Annotated in this window: 16 protein-coding genes; all 16 read right to left on the minus strand. The window is 69.4% G+C overall.

What is annotated here, in order from left to right; translation table 11 throughout:
• The coding region (locus BM436_RS09340) for a nucleotidyltransferase family protein (RefSeq protein WP_143133037.1) at positions 1 to 519 on the minus strand (519 nt) is incomplete at its 3' end.
• 17 nt (positions 520 to 536) lie between these two features.
• A complete protein-coding gene (gene galE, locus BM436_RS09345; protein WP_093555250.1) occupies positions 537 to 1538 on the minus strand; it encodes a UDP-glucose 4-epimerase GalE in 1002 nt (333 codons plus the stop codon).
• A 27-nt stretch (positions 1539 to 1565) separates the two neighbouring features.
• On the minus strand, positions 1566 to 2846 hold the full coding sequence (locus BM436_RS09350) for a nucleotide sugar dehydrogenase (protein ID WP_093555251.1): 1281 nt from the start codon (positions 2844 to 2846) through the stop codon (positions 1566 to 1568).
• Between the two features lie 78 nt (positions 2847 to 2924).
• Positions 2925 to 3407, minus strand: coding sequence for a glycosyltransferase (locus BM436_RS09355; protein ID WP_093555252.1), 483 nt, complete (start codon positions 3405 to 3407; stop codon positions 2925 to 2927).
• A complete protein-coding gene (locus BM436_RS09360) occupies positions 3404 to 3853 on the minus strand; it encodes a glycosyltransferase family protein (RefSeq protein WP_093555253.1) in 450 nt (149 codons plus the stop codon). The genes BM436_RS09355 and BM436_RS09360 overlap by 4 nt, the downstream gene beginning before the upstream one ends.
• Positions 3854 to 3929: 76 nt before the next feature.
• Entirely contained in the window at positions 3930 to 5045 is a 1116-nt protein-coding gene (locus tag BM436_RS09365) for a glycosyltransferase family 4 protein (protein WP_218164833.1), read from the minus strand.
• Entirely contained in the window at positions 5045 to 5506 is a 462-nt protein-coding gene (locus tag BM436_RS09370; protein ID WP_229489798.1) for a serine O-acetyltransferase, read from the minus strand. The genes BM436_RS09365 and BM436_RS09370 overlap by 1 nt, the downstream gene beginning before the upstream one ends.
• A complete protein-coding gene (locus BM436_RS09375; RefSeq protein ID WP_093555254.1) occupies positions 5503 to 7056 on the minus strand; it encodes a lipopolysaccharide biosynthesis protein in 1554 nt (517 codons plus the stop codon). Before BM436_RS09375 ends, BM436_RS09370 begins: the two co-directional genes overlap by 4 nt.
• The gene (locus BM436_RS09380; protein ID WP_177307086.1) at positions 7053 to 8306 is read right to left on the minus strand and encodes a glycosyltransferase family 4 protein; all 1254 of its coding nucleotides are present in this window, start codon (positions 8304 to 8306) and stop codon (positions 7053 to 7055) included. Before BM436_RS09380 ends, BM436_RS09375 begins: the two co-directional genes overlap by 4 nt.
• A 23-nt stretch (positions 8307 to 8329) precedes the next feature.
• Positions 8330 to 9028: an exosortase-associated protein EpsI, B-type gene (gene epsI / locus BM436_RS09385; protein ID WP_093555462.1), complete on the minus strand. Its 699-nt coding sequence runs from the start codon at positions 9026 to 9028 to the stop codon at positions 8330 to 8332.
• On the minus strand, positions 9025 to 9927 hold the full coding sequence (gene xrtB, locus BM436_RS09390) for an exosortase B (protein WP_093555256.1): 903 nt from the start codon (positions 9925 to 9927) through the stop codon (positions 9025 to 9027). Before xrtB ends, epsI begins: the two co-directional genes overlap by 4 nt.
• A gap of 11 nt (positions 9928 to 9938) precedes the next feature.
• Positions 9939 to 11483, minus strand: coding sequence for an O-antigen ligase family protein (locus BM436_RS09395; protein WP_093555257.1), 1545 nt, complete (start codon positions 11481 to 11483; stop codon positions 9939 to 9941).
• Positions 11484 to 11639: 156 nt separating this feature from the next.
• Positions 11640 to 12542 (minus strand): polysaccharide lyase family 20 protein, encoded by a 903-nt coding sequence (locus BM436_RS09400; RefSeq protein WP_093555258.1) that lies wholly within the window; start codon positions 12540 to 12542, stop codon positions 11640 to 11642.
• Positions 12543 to 12556: 14 nt separating this feature from the next.
• The gene (locus tag BM436_RS09405; RefSeq protein ID WP_177307093.1) at positions 12557 to 13369 is read right to left on the minus strand and encodes a heparin lyase I family protein; all 813 of its coding nucleotides are present in this window, start codon (positions 13367 to 13369) and stop codon (positions 12557 to 12559) included.
• Positions 13370 to 13633: 264 nt separating this feature from the next.
• On the minus strand, positions 13634 to 14521 hold the full coding sequence (epsG, locus tag BM436_RS09410) for a chain length determinant protein tyrosine kinase EpsG (protein WP_093555260.1): 888 nt from the start codon (positions 14519 to 14521) through the stop codon (positions 13634 to 13636).
• Between the two features lie 12 nt (positions 14522 to 14533).
• Positions 14534 to 15937, minus strand: a complete 1404-nt coding sequence (gene epsF, locus BM436_RS09415) for a chain length determinant protein EpsF (RefSeq protein ID WP_093555261.1) — start codon at positions 15935 to 15937, stop codon at positions 14534 to 14536.
• Positions 15938 to 15946 lie beyond the last annotated feature (9 nt).

The raw sequence follows: 15946 nt of genomic DNA on the forward strand, positions 1-15946 counted from the left end.
GGGTTTTTCCTGGAAGGCCTTGATGCGGCCGTCGGCGTCGGTGACCACCACGCCATAGCTGGGCACCTTGTCCCACGGCACCTCGCGCGTGATGACGGAGGCCAGCGCGCCCTTGCGGCGGTGCTCGAACAGCGCCGACTTCAAGTCCAGGTCGATGATGGCGTCGCCGCACAGCACGATGGTGGTCTCGTCGAAGAAGGCGCCGAACTCCTGGATCTTCTTGATGCCGCCGGCCGAGCCCAGCGGCTCGGGCACGACCTCGCCGTCGTTGTTGGTGTAGCCCTCGAAGGAGTACCCGATCTGGACCCCGAACTGGTGGCCCTCGCCGAAGTACTCCTCGATCTTCTCATGCAGATAGCTGACATTGACCATGATCTCGGTGACGCCGTAGCGGGCCAGGTGCTCGACCAGGTAGGCCATCACCGGCTTGCCCAGGATGGGGATCATCGGTTTCGGTAAATCGTACGTCAGGGGCCGCACGCGCGTTCCCTTGCCTGCGGCCAATATCATTGCTTTCATGCCGATACTCCTAGTAATTAATCCTTGATGGAACTCTGCCAGCGCCAGGCGTCGGCGCACATTTGGGCGATGCCCCGCTCGGCTTTCCAGCCCAGTTCGCGTTCCGCGTGGCTGGTCTCGGCGTAGCAGGACGCGATGTCGCCGTCGCGCCGGGCGACGACGCGGTAAGGCACGGGGCGGCCGCTGACCTGCTCGAAGGCCCGCACCATTTCCAGCACGCTGTTGCCGCGCCCCGTGCCCAGATTGTAGGCATGGACGCCCTCGGTGGAGGCCAGTTTCGCCAGCGTCCGCACGTGACCGATCGCAAGATCGACCACGTGGATATAGTCGCGCACGCCGGTGCCGTCCGGGGTCGGGTAGTCGCCGCCGAACACCGACAGGTGTTCGCGCTGGCCCACCGCCACCTGCGCCACGTAGGGCAGCAGGTTGTTGGGCACGCCGTTGGGCGCCTCGCCGATCAGGCCGCTCTCATGGGCGCCCACCGGATTGAAGTAGCGCAGCAGCGCCACCCGCCACGACGGGTCGGAGCGGCCCAGGTCGCGCAGCATGTCCTCGATCATCAGCTTGCTGCGGCCGTAGGGGTTGGTGGCCGACAGCGGGAAATCCTCGCGGATGGGCACCGAGGCCGGGTCGCCGTAGACGGTGGCCGAGGAGCTGAACACCAGCCGCTTGACGCCGGCCTCGGCCATCGTCTCGAACAGCACCAGGCTGCCGGCCACGTTGTTGTCGTAGTACGCCAGCGGCTTGGCGACCGATTCGCCGACCGCCTTCAGGCCGGCGAAATGGATCACGGCGTCGATCGCGTGGGCCTGGAACAGCGCCCGCAGCGCGCCGCGGTCGCGCAGGTCGCCGCGCACGAACACGTGGTCGCGGCCGCTGATGCGCCGCACCCGGTCCTGCACCGACGCCTGCGAGTTGCTCAGGTTGTCGAGCACGACCACGTCGTGCCCCTCGGCCAGCAACTCCACGCAGGTGTGGGAACCGATGTAACCCATGCCGCCCGTGACCAGTATCTTCATGCCCGTCTATCTCTCTCTATGGTTTTGTCACAGCCGCCAGACGCACAAACCGGCGTCCTTCAACGGCTGCACTTCGAATGCGGACTTCACGTCGATGAAGCAACCGCCCTTGACCAGCTTGCGCTGGATGTCCTCCACCGGCAAATCCACCAGCTGCGTGTGCGACACGGCCGCCACGATCGCGTCGGCGCGCGGCAGGTCGTTCCAGTCGTACAGGCGCACGCCGTACTCGTGCATGGCCTCGTCCGCGTCGGCGTAGGGGTCGTGCACGAACACCTCGACGCCGAAGTCCTTGAGCTCGTTGATCACGTCGCCCACCTTGGAATTGCGCAGGTCGGCGCAGTTTTCCTTGAACGTCAGGCCCAGCACGTTGACGCGCGCGCCCTTCACGTAGCTGCCGGCCGCGATCATGCTCTTCACGGTCTGCTCGGCGATGTACTTGCCCATGCCGTCGTTGATGCGGCGGCCGGCCAGGATCACCTGGGGATTGTAGCCGACCTGCTCGGCCTTGTGGGTCAGGTAGTAGGGATCGACGCCGATGCAATGCCCGCCCACCAGCCCGGGGGAGAACTTCAGGAAGTTCCACTTGGTGCCGGCCGCCTGCAGCACCTCGGCGGTGTCGATGCCGATCTTGCCGAACAGGATGGCCAGTTCGTTCATCAGCGCGATGTTCAGGTCGCGCTGGGTGTTCTCGATGACCTTGCAGGCCTCGGCCACCTTGATCGACGAGCAGCGGTGCACGCCGGGCGTGACGATCATCTCGTACAGCCGCGCCACCTTGTCCAGCGTGGCCGGGTCGTCGCCGGCCACCACCTTGAGCACGGTCGTCAGTGTATGGTGCTTGTCGCCCGGGTTGATACGCTCCGGCGAATAGCCGACATTGAAGTCCTGCTTCCACTTCAGGCCGGAGGCGCGCTCCAGCACCGGGATGCACACCTCCTCGGTGGCGCCGGGGTAGACGGTGGACTCGTAGATGACGATGCAACCCTTCTTCATCGAGCCGCCGGCGCTTTCGCTGGCGCCGATCAGGGGGCCGAAATCGGGGTTGTGGGCGCTGTCGACCGGGGTCGGGACGGCGATGATGATGACGTCCGCCTCGGCCAGCGAGGACGGTTCGGACGCGTATTCGGCGTGGATGGCCGACGCCATCTGCTCGTCGCTCAGTTCGCGCGACGGATCGACGCCGGCCTGGCAGGACGCCACTTTCGCCTTGGAGATATCGAAACCGATGGTGCGCGTGTGTTTGCCGAATTCGATCACGAGGGGCAGGCCGACATAGCCCAGGCCCAGGACTGCGATGGTAGTCATGAAGACATCCTAAAAAAAAGTTGATGTGTGGTGCATGGCCGCCGCGCCCTGGCGCGGGTTTGGGCGGCCATTAAGCGCTCAAGCGGCGACGAATCGCCGCACCGCCTCGATCAGACTGGGCGAGGCGTAGGCGGAGATGGTGGCGTTGCGTCGCGCCGCCGCCAGCGCGGCCGTCAAGGCCGCGTCCAGTTCGGTTTCATCCATCGCCACGTGGATGCCCGGCCGCTCGCCCAGCCAGCGCGCGGTGGCGATCTGGTGGTCGTTGCGGGTTTCCTGCAAATCCCCCCGGCGCGGCATCAGCACCAGGGTCTTGCCCATTTCCAGCGCCGTCAGCACCGAGCCCATGCCGGCGTGGGCGACGATGATGTCGGCCCGCGCCACGGCGGCGTTGAACTCGGCCGGGGTCAGCGCGTGCGCATGGCGCAGCGCGCGCGGCTGATAGGTGCTGGGGCCGATCTGGGCGAAGATGTCGACGCCCGGACGGCGCGACTCGGCCCAGTCGTCGACCGCGCCCACCAGGCGGTCGAAGGCCATTTGCGAACCGACGGTGACGAAGATCACAGCACGCCCCCCTTGTAGCCCGGACCGTCCTCTTTGGCCAGGTGCTGCCACTGGGTCAGCCACAGGTCGGCGAAACGGCGCACGCGCTGGCCGGACATGGACATGTGCTCGACGTTGGCGATGCTGTCGAGCCACACGGTCTTCGCGCCCAGCAGTTTGCCCACCCGCAGCGCCACCACGCCGGGCGCGGCGCCGGTGGTGACCACCACGTCGGGCCGCTCCTTGAGCACGATCCAGCCCACCTGGCAAATCATCTTCACCAGGTCCCAGCGGCTCCAGCGGGTGGCGTCCGTGACCGCGTAGAAGCGCTCCCCGGGCACCTGGCTGGCGTAGCTGGGCTGCACCGTCACGTACACCATCCGCTGCCCCTCGAAGGCCGGGCGCAGGCGCAGCATCTGCACCCAGTGCCCGCCGCCCGAGGCGACCGCCAATATTTTCTTTGTCATTGCTCTACCTCTTTACCAATACCGGCACACTTGCCTGTATGTCAATTTAACATAATTGATCTAAATGCAATGTTCGCTAGCGAACATAGTGCGCGCCTTGCGGCGGGGCCAGCACGGCGCGGTACAGCGCCGACATGGAACTCGTGACGGCCTGGGTGGAATACACCTGCTGCGCGCGGGCGTGGGCGGCCCCGCGCAGGCGCAGCCGGCGCCCCTCGTCCGCCAGCAGCGACAGCACGGCGGACGAGATCGCCTCCACGTCGCCCGGCGCCAGCAGCGCGCCGCAGCGGCCCTGCTCCAGCGCCTCGGGTATGCCGCCCACGTTGCTGGCGACCACGGCCACGCCCTGCGCCATCGCCTCCAGGACGCAGATGGGCAGGCCCTCGAAATACGAGGGCAGCAGCAGCAGGTCGGCGCCGTCCATCAGCGCGTCCTTGGCGGCGCCGTCGACCCAGCCCGGCAGGCGCAGCGCGTGCGCCACGCCCAGCTCCTCCGCCAGCCGGGCCGTGCCGTGCAGGTCGCCGTCGCCGGCCAGGGTGAACACCGTGTCCGGCGCCCGCGCCAGCACGGCCGGCATGGCGCGGACGATGTCGTACACGCCCTTCTTGTCGCGCAGGCGGCCCAGGAACAGCACTTGGCCGCGCGGCGGCGGCGCCGGCGGCAGCGCGGCCGGCACGCGCACCGGGTTGCCCAGCACGGTGACATTGGCGCCGGGGGCGATGCGCCGCAGCGATTCGCGCCACAAGCCGGTCAGCGCCACCACCGTGTGGGCGCCGCGCAAGGTGCGCTCGACCCAGCGCCGCGCGCGCGGCCCGCACTCGTCGCGGTAAAACACGGGGAACTCGCCGCTGTGCAAATGGAACACATAGGGCACGCCGAACAGCCGCGCCAGCGCGCAGAACACGGACTTGCGCCAGAAGCTGCCGCGCGAGGCGCTGTGCACGTGCAGCAGGCCGACCTTGCCGCGCAGCAGCAGCCACAGCGTGGTCAGCAGCGCCCCCGCCATCACGCGCAGCTGGGTCGGCACGCCGGGCTTTTCATAGGAGGCCAGGTAGCGGATATTCCAGGCCTCGAACAGGCCCATGTCGCGGTACAGGCGCACCACGGCGGTCATGCCGCCGGGCGAGTCCAGCGAGGTGCCTATCATCAGCACCTGGGCGGCCTGGCCGGCGGTTTGATTGACGTTGCCCATCACGACTCCTGGAAGGAACGGTAGTTCGGCATGTCGCGCGGCGCGTTGATGCGCACCACCCTGGCCGGGATGCCGACCGCCACGCCGTAGTCCGGCACGTCCTCCATCACCACCGCGTTGGCGCCGATGGAGGCGTAGTCGCCGATGCGGATGTCGCCGATGACCTTGGCGCCGCCGCCGATGAAGGCGCCCTTGCCGATGCGCGGCACGCCGGCGCTGCCGGAGCGCCCGCCGATGGTGACGCCGGCGCCGATCACGGCGTCTTCGCCGATCACCGCGCGGCGGTGGATGATGGTGCCCAGGCCCTCGTAGCTGAACAGCACGTTGCGCCCCACCAGCGCCGACGGCGGCAGCACCACGGCGAACAGGATGCGGTTCACGCTTTTCAGCAGGAAGGGCAGCAGCGGGATCTTGCGCCGCCAGCACCAGTGCGCCACCCGGTGGATGCGCAGCACCATCATGGCAACGCCCCCCGGCTGCCCACCAGGCGCGCCAGGCGCCCGTTGAAGCCGGCCACCAGCCGGCCCTCGGCGGCCGACAGCGGCACCGCCATGCGCAGCGCCACGGCCGAGGCCAGCCCGGCCGCGACGATGGCGGCCGGCACCGGAAACGCCACCACCCGCTGCGCCAGCAGCAGCACGGCCACGGTCGCGGCCCAGGCCAGCAGCAAACGCGCGCCGCCCTGCACATCCCAATTACCCATATAACCCCTCGATTTCAAAGCGCGGACGACCCGCCAACAGAAAACGCATTCGGCCGCCACCACCAGCGCCACGGCCGCCAGCAGGCCGGCGCCCTGGTGCAGCAGCAGCGCCAACAGCGGCGGCACCACCAGCAGCACGCTGGTGGCGCGCACGCAGATGTCGGACTGCATCACGGTGTTGCAGCCCAGTTCCAGCACGCGGCGGCAGGACATGGTGGCGGCGCTGCACAGCAGCAGCAGCACCACCGGCCAGGCCGCCACGTAGCGCACCCCGCCGATGGCCAGCATGCCCTGCTCGCCGAAGGCGCTGAAGAACACCAGCAGCGGGAACAGCGCCATCAGCGAACTCTTGAGCCAAAGCCCCAGCCGCACGCTCAGCTCGGTGAAGCTGCGGCCGCTGGCGTAATAGGCGATCAGCGCCGGCCGCACCACGCTTTGCAGCAGGTCGGTCGGCAGGTAGCGGCGCACCTGCTCGGCGAAGGCGCGCGCGAAGCCGAACACGGCCACCGCGTCGGCGCCCAGCAGGCGGGCGATCAGCATGGTCAGCACCTGCGGCCCGTACAGCAGCGACAGCAGGTAGCTGGCGAAATTGTGCAGCGCCAGGCCGGCCAGCACGCGGCGCGGCGGCGGCGTCCAGTCCGGGCGCTCGGCCGGCAGCGCGCGCAGGCGCCACAGGCAGCGCGCCAGCAGCAGGTAGCTGGCCAGCAGGGCCACGCCGGCGGCCGCCACCTCCAGGCCCATCACGCCGGCCGCGTCCAGCGCGGCGCCCGCGTGCCAGGCCAGGCCCAGTTGCAGAGTCAGGCCGGCGGCGCGCAGGATTTGCGCGATCTGGCCGGCGCGCTGCTCCATCAGCAGACCCAGCATCTGGTCGCGCGCCAGCCGGCCCAGGCCCTCGACCGCGATCAGCAAGCCGGCCAGGCGCAGCACGGGCGCGGAGCCGGGCAATCCCAGCAGTGTCTCGAGCCGCGGCGCGGCCAGCAGCACCAGTGACGCCGCGCACAGCACCAGCACGCTTTGCAGCGCGCCCAGGCGCAGCACCAGGCGCGCGGTGGCGCGTCCGCCGGCGTGCATGCGGCACTCGGGCAGCACGCGCGCGGCCACCCATTCCAGGCCGCCGCTGGACAGCGCCAGCATCAGTTCCATCAGCGCCAGCGCCGCCGCGTACTTGCCGTACTCGGCCAGCGGCAACAGCCGCGCGGCCAGCGCGAAGGCGATAAACGTCAGCACGGCCGAGGCGCCGCGGCCGGCCAGGAAGGCGGCCATGCCGGCCTTCACGGCCTTGCCGCCGTAGGGGCTGCGTCCGCTCATGGCGGCCCGCCCGCGCCGGCCCGGGCGGCGACGGCCGTGGCGGCGCTTTTCGCGGCCAGCCCGCCGCCCGGCGCCAGCAGGCGCCGGTACTGCTCGGCCAAGCGCGCGGCCAGCACGTCGTAGCTGCGCAACTGGCCGATGCGGGCGCGGCCCAGCCGCGCCATTTCGCCGGCGCGGGCCGGGTCGGCCAGCAGTTCAAGCACGCCGGAGGCGAAGCCGGCCGGCGTCAGCGGCACGCACAGGCCGCCGCCGGTCTGCTCGATCAAGGCCGCCTGGTCCGGCTGGTCGTTGGCGACCACCGGCACGCCGTAGGCCAGGTATTCGCACACCTTGGTGGGCGAGGCCACCTCCAGGATGCGGCTGCGCGGGAACGGCGACAGCCCGATGTGCGCGGCGCGCAGGTAGCGCCAGGCCTCGGCGGGCGCCATCCAGCCGGTGATCAGCGCGTGGCCGCGCAGGCCCAGGCGCTCGATCTCGCCCTCCAGCCAGGCGCGCTCGCCGGGATGCTGGGAGTCGCCCACCATCACCAGTAGCGCCAGCGGCTCGCGCCGCGCGATCTCGACCATGGCCTCGATCATCACCTCCGGATGGCGCAGCCGTTCCAGCGCGCCCAGGTAGACCAGCACCTTGCGCCCGGCCAGGCGCGGATCGTCGGCCGGGGCCACGGCGTCCAGCCGTTCCGGCAGCGCCACGCCCATGGGCACGGGGGTCATTTTCTCGGCGGGCAAGCCCTTGCCGGCCAGCAGCGCGCGCATCGCCTCGCTCTGCACGAAGATGTGGTCGGCGCGCGGCAGCACCACGCGGTACAGGATCAGGGACGCCAGCGCGCCGCGCAGCTTCCAGCGCGCGCGCTGCGGCCAGGAGGCGCTGTTGGCGGCGTCGCCGCGGCCCAGGTCCTGCCACGCGTCCGGGAACGGCAGCGACATCCAGTAGAAGAACGGCAGGCCGCGGCGGCGCGCCGCCAGCAGACCGATCAGCGCGCCCAGGATGCGGTCGCGCACCTGGATGGCGTCGTAGCCGGGATCGCGCGACAGGCGGAACAGGTCCAGCGCCACCGCCCAGCGCGCCCACAGCCGCCCCAGGCGGCCGCGGCCTTGCCGCGTGTGGGCCCGGCCGGCCGGCCAGGCGCCGGCCTCGCCCTCTTGCAGGGCCACCAGGTCGCTGTGCACGCCGTGGCGTGGCAGGCAGCCGCCGAACAGGGTCGCGATGTCGGGACGGAAACTCGGATGCGGTTCCCTGCTTAAATACAAAATTCTCACAAAAGGTCGCACGCTCACCCCTGGCTATGCTGGGCCGGGACGCCCACCAGCCGGACCCTGTCCTTGCCGTTGAGCGCCCGCAGCAGGTCGTTGATGAAGCGGTCCTGGACGCGGTAGGCGGCGTCGGTGTCGCCGCCGATGGTGGACACGCGCACCAGCATGCCGTCCGGCACGGTGCCGCTCAGGCCGTAGCGCAGCTGCTGCAGCTTCTGGTCCAGCCCCGGCTTGATGGCCTTGTCGCCCACGGTGATCCAGTAGGTGATGGGCTCCTGGCGCTGGCCGCTGACGGCGAACAGGCGCTTGACGGGGATGGCGCCGTCGCCGGTGGCCAGCGTGTCGTGCCGCTGGCGGCTGACCTCGAAGCCCTGCGCGGTGTAGCACACCTCCGGCTTGTGCACGGCCATGGTGTCGCTCTGGTCGCCGCCGTAGGCCAGCGACAGCATCACGCGCTGGCCGGCCGCGTCGACGTAGGTGCGCGACAGCGTCTGGTTATAGATCTTGTCCAGCGTGGCCTGGGTGGCCGGGTCGACCTGCAGCGGCACGATGCTGGCGTCCACGCTCCAGTCGCCGAAGCGCTGCGGCACGATGGCGCCCAGTTGGAAGCGCTCGCCGCTGTCGGCCATTTTCACGGTGGGCGTCAGGTGGCGCGACAGCGCGCCGGCCGACAGCATCAGGGCGCACAGCACGGCGCTGGTGACGATCGCGGTTCTCATGCGGCCTCCGCGGCGGGCGCGCGCCGGCGCGCCAGCCATTGCAGCAGGGTGTCGGCGCCCAGGATCAGCAGCAGCGCGGTGACGAACAGCACCATGCCGGCGAAGCCGTGCAGGAAGCCCTGCCCCGCCGCGTCGCCCAGGTAGTAGGTGACCAGGGTCAGCACGATGACGCGGATCACGTTGGCCGAGAACGAGATCGGCACGATCATCAGCGCCAGCCAGACGTTGCGGAAGGCCGAGGTGTGGCGCACCACGTTCAGGTAGAACAGGCCCAGCGCCTCCAGCGTGAGCAGGGTCTGCAGGCCGGCGCAGGCGTCGGCCACCAGCAGCTGGTACTGGCCGATCTGCAGGATCACGCCGTTGCGGCTGATCGGGTAGCCGGCCAGGAACAGCAGTTGCTCGGTGACATAGGAGACCGCCATCTTCATCGGCATGGTCAGGGCGCTGACCACGCCGCCGGGCAGCGGCACCATGAACAGCATGAAGAAGAAGGGGAACCACAGCGCCGCCAGCGCGGCGGCGCCGCGCTTGATCAGCAGCAGCGCGCAGCCCATGGCGATGAAGGAGCCCAGCTCGAAGGCGAGGATCTGCTGCGAGCGGCCCAGCACGTACAGCGCCAGCGCGCCCAGCAGCAGCGGCCAGCCGGCCGCGTGGGCGGCGGCCTTGCCGGCCGAGGCGGCCAGCATGGCCGGCCACTGGCGCCAGATCAGCCACAGCGACAGGCCCAGGATGATGGGGCCGTGGGCCTGCTCCTCGGTGGCCCAGGCCCCGTGCGTCAGGTCGTAGAAAGTGGGCGCGTACATCGCCAGCAGGCCGAGCAGGATCGGCAGCCACTCGGGCAGGCTGGCCCTGAGGCGGCCAAGGTCGGCCGCCGCGGGCCGGTAGGGCATCGCGGTCATGTCAGTCTCTATCAGGAAGGTCGGAAGCGAAAGCTCAAATCCGTGCCCGGATTATGCCGGAGGGGCCCATCCGGTGTAGCACGATAGTCAACAGTGGCGCCCGCCCTGGCGGCCGCGCGGGCCTCGGACGTGGCGCGCCACGCGCAGCCGGCCAGCAGCCAGAACACGAACACGCCGCGCGGATCGCTCACCACCGCCGAGGTGGGCGAGGTGGCCAGCGCCAGCGTCAGCGCGGCCAGCGCGAACAGCGCGATGGCGCGCACCTCGCCTTGCGCCAGCAGCGCGCGCCGGTACAGCACGCCCCACAGCAGCGCGAACGCTGCCAGCAGCAGCGCCGCCGCCGCATAGCCGGCCTCGGCGATCACGCTGGGCCAGTAGGTGTCGACGATGAACATGCCCTGGCGGAACCACCAGTAGCGCATGAAGCCCAGGTCGACCATCAGGCCGAGGTCGAACTTCTGCGCGCCGGCGCTGCCGTAGGTGCCCAGGCCGGAGCCCAGCGGGAAATACTGGGCGGCCACCTGCAGGCCCTTTTGCGTCAGCACGCCGCGCTCGGACAGCTGGCTGTCGCGGCCGCCGCCCCATTGCAGCATCAGTTCGCTGAACGGATTGCGGTCCAGGTACAGGTAGGCCAGCACGCCGGCCGCCACCGCCAGCACGGCGCCCAGCCACAGCCAGCCCAGGTGGCGCCGCCCGGCGATGGTGGCGAACACGCCGTACACCAGCACCAGCGCCAGCAGTTCCTGGCGCTGGCCGGTGGCCAGCACCATGACGGTGTAGACGCCGGCCAGCGCCAGCCAGGACCGGCCGCGGCCGAGCAGCCACTGCACCGCGCTGCCGGCCGCCAGCAGGCCGCACATCAGCGCCATGTAGCCGGCGTGGGAGAACGGGCCGCGCAGGCGGGCGCCGAAGCCCAGCACCGGATTGACGTGGGCGTCGGCCGTGTAGCCGAACAGCTTGAGGAACAGGCCGGGGGCGGCCAGCTCCAGCAGCAGGAAGGGCAGGAAGAACACCCAGGACCAGGCCAGCACGCCGCGCAGCGTCCCGGCGGTGCGCGCCGTGTGCACCACCAGCGCCCCCAGCGCGAACATCAGCGGCAGCTTGAGCGTGTACTGCAGCTGCCACAGCGCGGCGCGCGGCTGCGAGCGGCCCAGCGCGGAACTGAGCAGCAACAGCGCCAGGTAGCCCAGGAACAGCAGCGCCAGCCAGCGCAGCGCCGCGTCCTGGCGCGCCAGGCGCCACAGCTGGCGCAGCGAGGACAGCATGAAGACGAAGGCCATGAACTCCATCGCGTAGCCGATGGGGACGCCCTTGTTGTGCGCCATCTGGGCCACGTACATCAGGCAGAAGCCGCCGGCCAGCAGCCAGCCGGCGCGGTCCTCGAAGCCGTACAGCGCCAGGTACAGCATGGGCATGGCCAGCAGCAGCAGCATGAACAGCACGATCAGCACGTGCATTTCGGCGCCGATCAGCAGGCCGACGAAGGCGGCCGTCAACAACAGCAGGCCGGACAGGAGCAAGCCGGTCCAGGACTGGCCGCGGGAGGTTTTGATCATGGCGATTCCCACATGGCAACAATGACAGAAATTTAATATTTGATGATACCAGCGGCGGCTCGGCCGTGACGCGCGATAGCGGAAGGGGCGGCGCAATGAAAAAGGGCCGCGATCGCGGCCCTTGAAGGGGGGACAGGTGGTACGGCTCGCGCCGGCCTACTTGATGACGGCCGGCGTGGCCGAGGCGGCGGCGCCGCACGGCGTCAGGCCGGCCATGGCCTCGTAGGTGGTGGACGGGCCGCCCACGTGGATGAAATCGGTGTACAGCTGGCGCGTGGCCACCTGCATCACGCCGGGCATGTACAGGCCGACCTTGGGATAGTTGCCCAGCCAGGTCTCGTAGGCGTTGAAGGCGTTCTTCGACTCGTAGGCGACATTGCCGTTCATCCATACCTTCATCGACCCCACGCCCGGTTTGTACGACCAGTCGGCGCGCACCACGAAGCAATACCACTTGTTGGTCTGGATCTTGGCCACGCGCACCAGCTGCTCGCCGGTGTTGGCGCGGGTGGCCGGATCGGTGCCCTGCCCGCTCATGTTGCGGTAGTTGTAGTGCAGCTCGACGTTCAAGTCCTGGCCGCTGGCCACCACCGCCAGCGGCGGCGGCACGGCCAGCGTCTTCTGGCTGGTGTGCAGCTGCGCCACCACGGTGGGGCTGGCGTGGAAGGTCCAGTTGGCCGGGAACAGCATGCTGACGGCGTACCAGCGCACGCCCTCGATCACGTACTCGTACTTGGGCGAGATCTCGGTGCGCGAGCCGCCGGTCACCAGCGGGTCGGTCTTGTACAGCGAATGGCGCAGCACCTTGCGGGTGCCGCCCAGCGGATTGGCCACCAGTTCCAGCCGATCCGGGCTGGCCGCGCTCAGCACGTAGAGGTCGTCGAAATAGCGGAAGGTCGAAGTCTGGTTGCGCGCCAGGTTCTGGCTCACGTAGGTCAGCGGATTGGGGTTCTTGGCCAGCGTGTCGACCGGGCCGGCGCGGGCGATGTCGACCTGGGCCAGGGCGCCGCCGGCGGCGCCGCACAGGGCGGCGGCCATCAGGATGTGGGATGCTTGCATGGGTTTTCTCCGGCTTACCACTGGATGTTGGAACCGTTGACGAACGACGAGCACGGGCTGATCTGGTACATCTGCAGCGCCGTCGTGGTGGGCCCGCCCAGGCGGATGAAGTCGCTGTACAGGGTGCGCTCCGTCACGCCCATCAGGCCGGGGAACATCAGGCCGGTGCGCGGCGTGTGGGCCACGCCGAAATAGGAATTGTTCGAATTGATCGCGTGGTACACCTTCTCGCCGTTCATCCACATGGTGATGGCGCCGGTGCCCAGCGCCGGCTGCCAGTCCGAGCGCACCACCAGGCAGTACCAGCGGTTGGTGACCAGCGGCCCCAGCTTGAGCACCTCGCTGGTGGAATTGGAGGCCGTGGCCGAGGTAGGCGCCAGGTAGTTCGAATTGAGGTTCAGTTCCAGCGCGGCGCCGCGCACCAGCAGCGACAGCGGCGCGGCCAGGTTGGTGGCGGTGGCGCTGGTGTCGATCTGGGCGATCACGGTGGGGTTCGGATGCACGGTCCAGGTGGACGGCACGTAGACGCTGATGCCGTACCAGCGCAGGCCGGTGGTGCGCGATTCGTTCTTCGGGTAGTAGTCGGTTCGCTTGATGGCGCCGGCCGTCCCTTCCGCGTTCCTGACCACCGTCTTGAGCACGGTGCGGCCGCTGCCGGCCGGATCGAGCACGAAGGCCAGGTTGGCGGGATTGGCGGTGCTGAGCGCGTAGCGCGTGGCGAAACTGCCCTGCGACACGGTGCCGCCGATCAGGGTGTCGATCTGGGCGTGGGCGGCGCCGCACAGCAGCAGGCTGGTGAATAGGCAGGCTTGCCTGGCGAGGTACATTTGGCTCTCCCAAAATTGTGACATGTCCGATGCCGTGCACGATATCACAGGCACGGCCGCTTCCTGTTGCCAGAGACCAACAACGCCATATTATATTTCATCATCCGTTAATATGGCCGCACAACGTTTGCCAAATACCGATTACTACCTGATAAGTATCTTATCGCGAAAGATACTCCAAAACACAACGGCGCCCTCCCGGGGCGCCGCGATGTAACAATTCGTGAACGTGAACTGTCGCTCGACAAGCGAGCGGCGGCCGGCTCAGAAATCGACCATCACCGCCCCCACCACCTCCGCGCCGCTGTGGCGCAGTTGCTCGACCATGGCTTGCACGTCGGCCAGCGGCGTGTGGTTCTTGCGCGCCACCAGCAGCACGCCGCGGGTGCGCGCGGCCAGCGCCAGCGCGTCGGCGCCCAGCGCGAAGGCCGGCACGTCGTACAGCACCGCGTCGTAGCGCGCCTCGAGCTGCGCGTTCAGGCCGGCGAAGGCCGAACGGCTCAGCAATTCCAGCGGGTTGGGCGGCAGGGTGCCGGCCGCCAGCACCGACAGGTCGATGAAGGCGTCGACCCGCGTCACGCTGTCGAGCTCGGCGCGCCCGGCCAGCACGTCGGACAGGCCCTGGCGCCGGCGGATGTCGAAGATGGTGTGCTGGCTGGGCGCGCGCAGGTTGGCGTCGACCAGCAGCGTGTGTTCGCCCAGCTGGGAAAACACCACCGCCAGGTTGGCCGCGAACAGGCTGGCGCCGTCGCCGGAGGCGATGCTGGCGATGGTCAGCGACTTGTGGCCGCGGCCGAACCAGCGCAGCATCAGCTGGCCGCGCACCGCGCGCAGCGTCTCGACCTGCGGGCTGAACGGCTGGAACGCGGCCGCCAGCAGCGGCGAGTAGTTGCCCTCGCCCTGCTGCAGATAGGGGTAGTCGAACTGGCGCGCCAGCACCTGCTGGATGTCGGCCTCGCTGATCAGGCCCAGGCGCTGGGCCGCCTCGCCGTAGCGGATGCCCAGTTCCTTTTGCATGCGCAGCACGCGCTCGGCGTTCTCGGCGCTGATCTTGCCGGAGGCCTGCAGCAGGCCGCCGATGCTGGAGTCGGTCACCGCGCGCGCGTGGTGCGCGCCGGCGTGGGGTTGTTGGGTCAGGGTCGCGGTAGTCATCGTGTCATCCAATTAGGTCAGGCGCAGGCGGCGCGGCATCAACAGGGTCGCCAGGCGCGAGCGCGGCTTGGGCGGGTACCAGGCGATGTTGCCCAGCACCGGCACGCCGGCCAGGTCGGCCAGGTCGCCCGTCGAGCGCACCCGGCGGTCCAGCAGTTCGGCGACCAGGCCGAAGCCCATGCCCAGCAGGCCGCCCAGGAACAGCGACAGCACGGTGTTGAGCAGCACCCGCGGGCCGGCCGGCTCGATCGGCGCCACCGCCGGGTTCAGCACGGCCACGTCGGACTGCTCGGACTGTCCCTCGATGCGGGTCTGCGACAGGCGCTGCGCGGTGGCGTCGTAGGCGCGCTGGGCGCTTTCGACATCCTTTTGCAGCACGTTCAGCTCGTCGCGCGTGCGGTTCACCTCCAGCACCCGCGTCTTCTGCTCGGCCAGCGCGGCGCGCAGCGCCGCCTCGCGCTGCCCCAGGATCTCGGCGTTGTTGCCGACGCTGCTGGCGGTGGAGCGGATCTGCGCGTTCAGGCTGGCGCGCAGCTGGTCGGCCTCGGCCTTGGCGGCCAGGTATTGCGGGTGGTTGCGGCCCAGGCGCTGGCCGACCTCGGCCAGCTTGCTCTCGGACGCCGACACGCTGGCGCGCATCGACTGGATCAGCGGGTTGCCGGCCACGTCGGGCGAGTCGCCGGCCTTGCCGCTGGCGTAGCTGCGGCGCGAATTGGCCTCCATCTGCTGCGCCTGCGCCACCACCAGCTGGGCCGACAGTTCGTTCAGGCGGTTGTTCTCCACGTCCAGCCGGTTGTCCAGGCTGACGATGCCGTTGTCCTGCTGGTATTTGGACAGCCGGCTCTGGGCCGCCTCCAGCGTGTCGCGCAGCTGCTTGCTCTGCTCGTTGAAATAGGTGGTCGCCTTCTTCATCGGATCGACCTTCAGCTGCACCGTCAGCTTCTGGTACTCGTCGGCGAAGGCGTTGGCGATGGCGGCCACGAACTGCGGCTCGGCGCCCTTGAAGCTGATCTCGACCACGCTGCTCTCGCGCGAGGGCACCGCCTCCAGCTTCTTGAGCAGCAGGTCGGCCAGCCAGTCGCGCACCGTGCCCTTGCCGCCGGTGTCTTGGCGGAACTGCTCGATGACGTCGGTGTTCTGCGCCAGCTTGAGCTGGTCGACCACGTGCAGCGCCACGGTCTTGCTGGTGATGATGTCGATCTGCGTCGCCACGTAGCCGGGCATCAGCTGGCCCGGCATGGCCAGCCCGGTCACCGGGTCCACCCCCTTGTAGTTGAGCAGGATGGACGAGGTCGCCTTATAGGTCTTGGGCAGCAGCAGGCTGACCACCACGGTCACCGCCACCGTCGCCGCCAGCGTCAGCAGGATGATGGCGCGGCGCGCGCGCAGGATGAGGAGGAACTGGGTGAAATTCATGATGGGCTT

It is taken from the genome of Pseudoduganella namucuonensis (assembly GCF_900116645.1).
GTDB classification, from domain to species: domain Bacteria; phylum Pseudomonadota; class Gammaproteobacteria; order Burkholderiales; family Burkholderiaceae_D; genus Rugamonas; species Rugamonas namucuonensis.

Coding starts and splice junctions, on each gene's coding strand:
- galE (WP_093555250.1), bottom strand. CDS start 1,538: ATGAAGATACTGGTCACGGGCGGCATGGGTTACATCGGTTCCCACACC.
- BM436_RS09350 (WP_093555251.1), bottom strand. CDS start 2,846: ATGACTACCATCGCAGTCCTGGGCCTGGGCTATGTCGGCCTGCCCCTC.
- BM436_RS09360 (WP_093555253.1), bottom strand. CDS start 3,853: ATGACAAAGAAAATATTGGCGGTCGCCTCGGGCGGCGGGCACTGGGTG.
- BM436_RS09365 (WP_218164833.1), bottom strand. CDS start 5,045: ATGGGCAACGTCAATCAAACCGCCGGCCAGGCCGCCCAGGTGCTGATG.
- BM436_RS09370 (WP_229489798.1), bottom strand. CDS start 5,506: ATGATGGTGCTGCGCATCCACCGGGTGGCGCACTGGTGCTGGCGGCGC.
- BM436_RS09375 (WP_093555254.1), bottom strand. CDS start 7,056: ATGAGCGGACGCAGCCCCTACGGCGGCAAGGCCGTGAAGGCCGGCATG.
- epsI (WP_093555462.1), bottom strand. CDS start 9,028: ATGAGAACCGCGATCGTCACCAGCGCCGTGCTGTGCGCCCTGATGCTG.
- xrtB (WP_093555256.1), bottom strand. CDS start 9,927: ATGACCGCGATGCCCTACCGGCCCGCGGCGGCCGACCTTGGCCGCCTC.
- BM436_RS09395 (WP_093555257.1), bottom strand. CDS start 11,483: ATGATCAAAACCTCCCGCGGCCAGTCCTGGACCGGCTTGCTCCTGTCC.
- BM436_RS09400 (WP_093555258.1), bottom strand. CDS start 12,542: ATGCAAGCATCCCACATCCTGATGGCCGCCGCCCTGTGCGGCGCCGCC.
- BM436_RS09405 (WP_177307093.1), bottom strand. CDS start 13,369: ATGTACCTCGCCAGGCAAGCCTGCCTATTCACCAGCCTGCTGCTGTGC.
- epsG (WP_093555260.1), bottom strand. CDS start 14,521: ATGACTACCGCGACCCTGACCCAACAACCCCACGCCGGCGCGCACCAC.
- epsF (WP_093555261.1), bottom strand. CDS start 15,937: ATGAATTTCACCCAGTTCCTCCTCATCCTGCGCGCGCGCCGCGCCATC.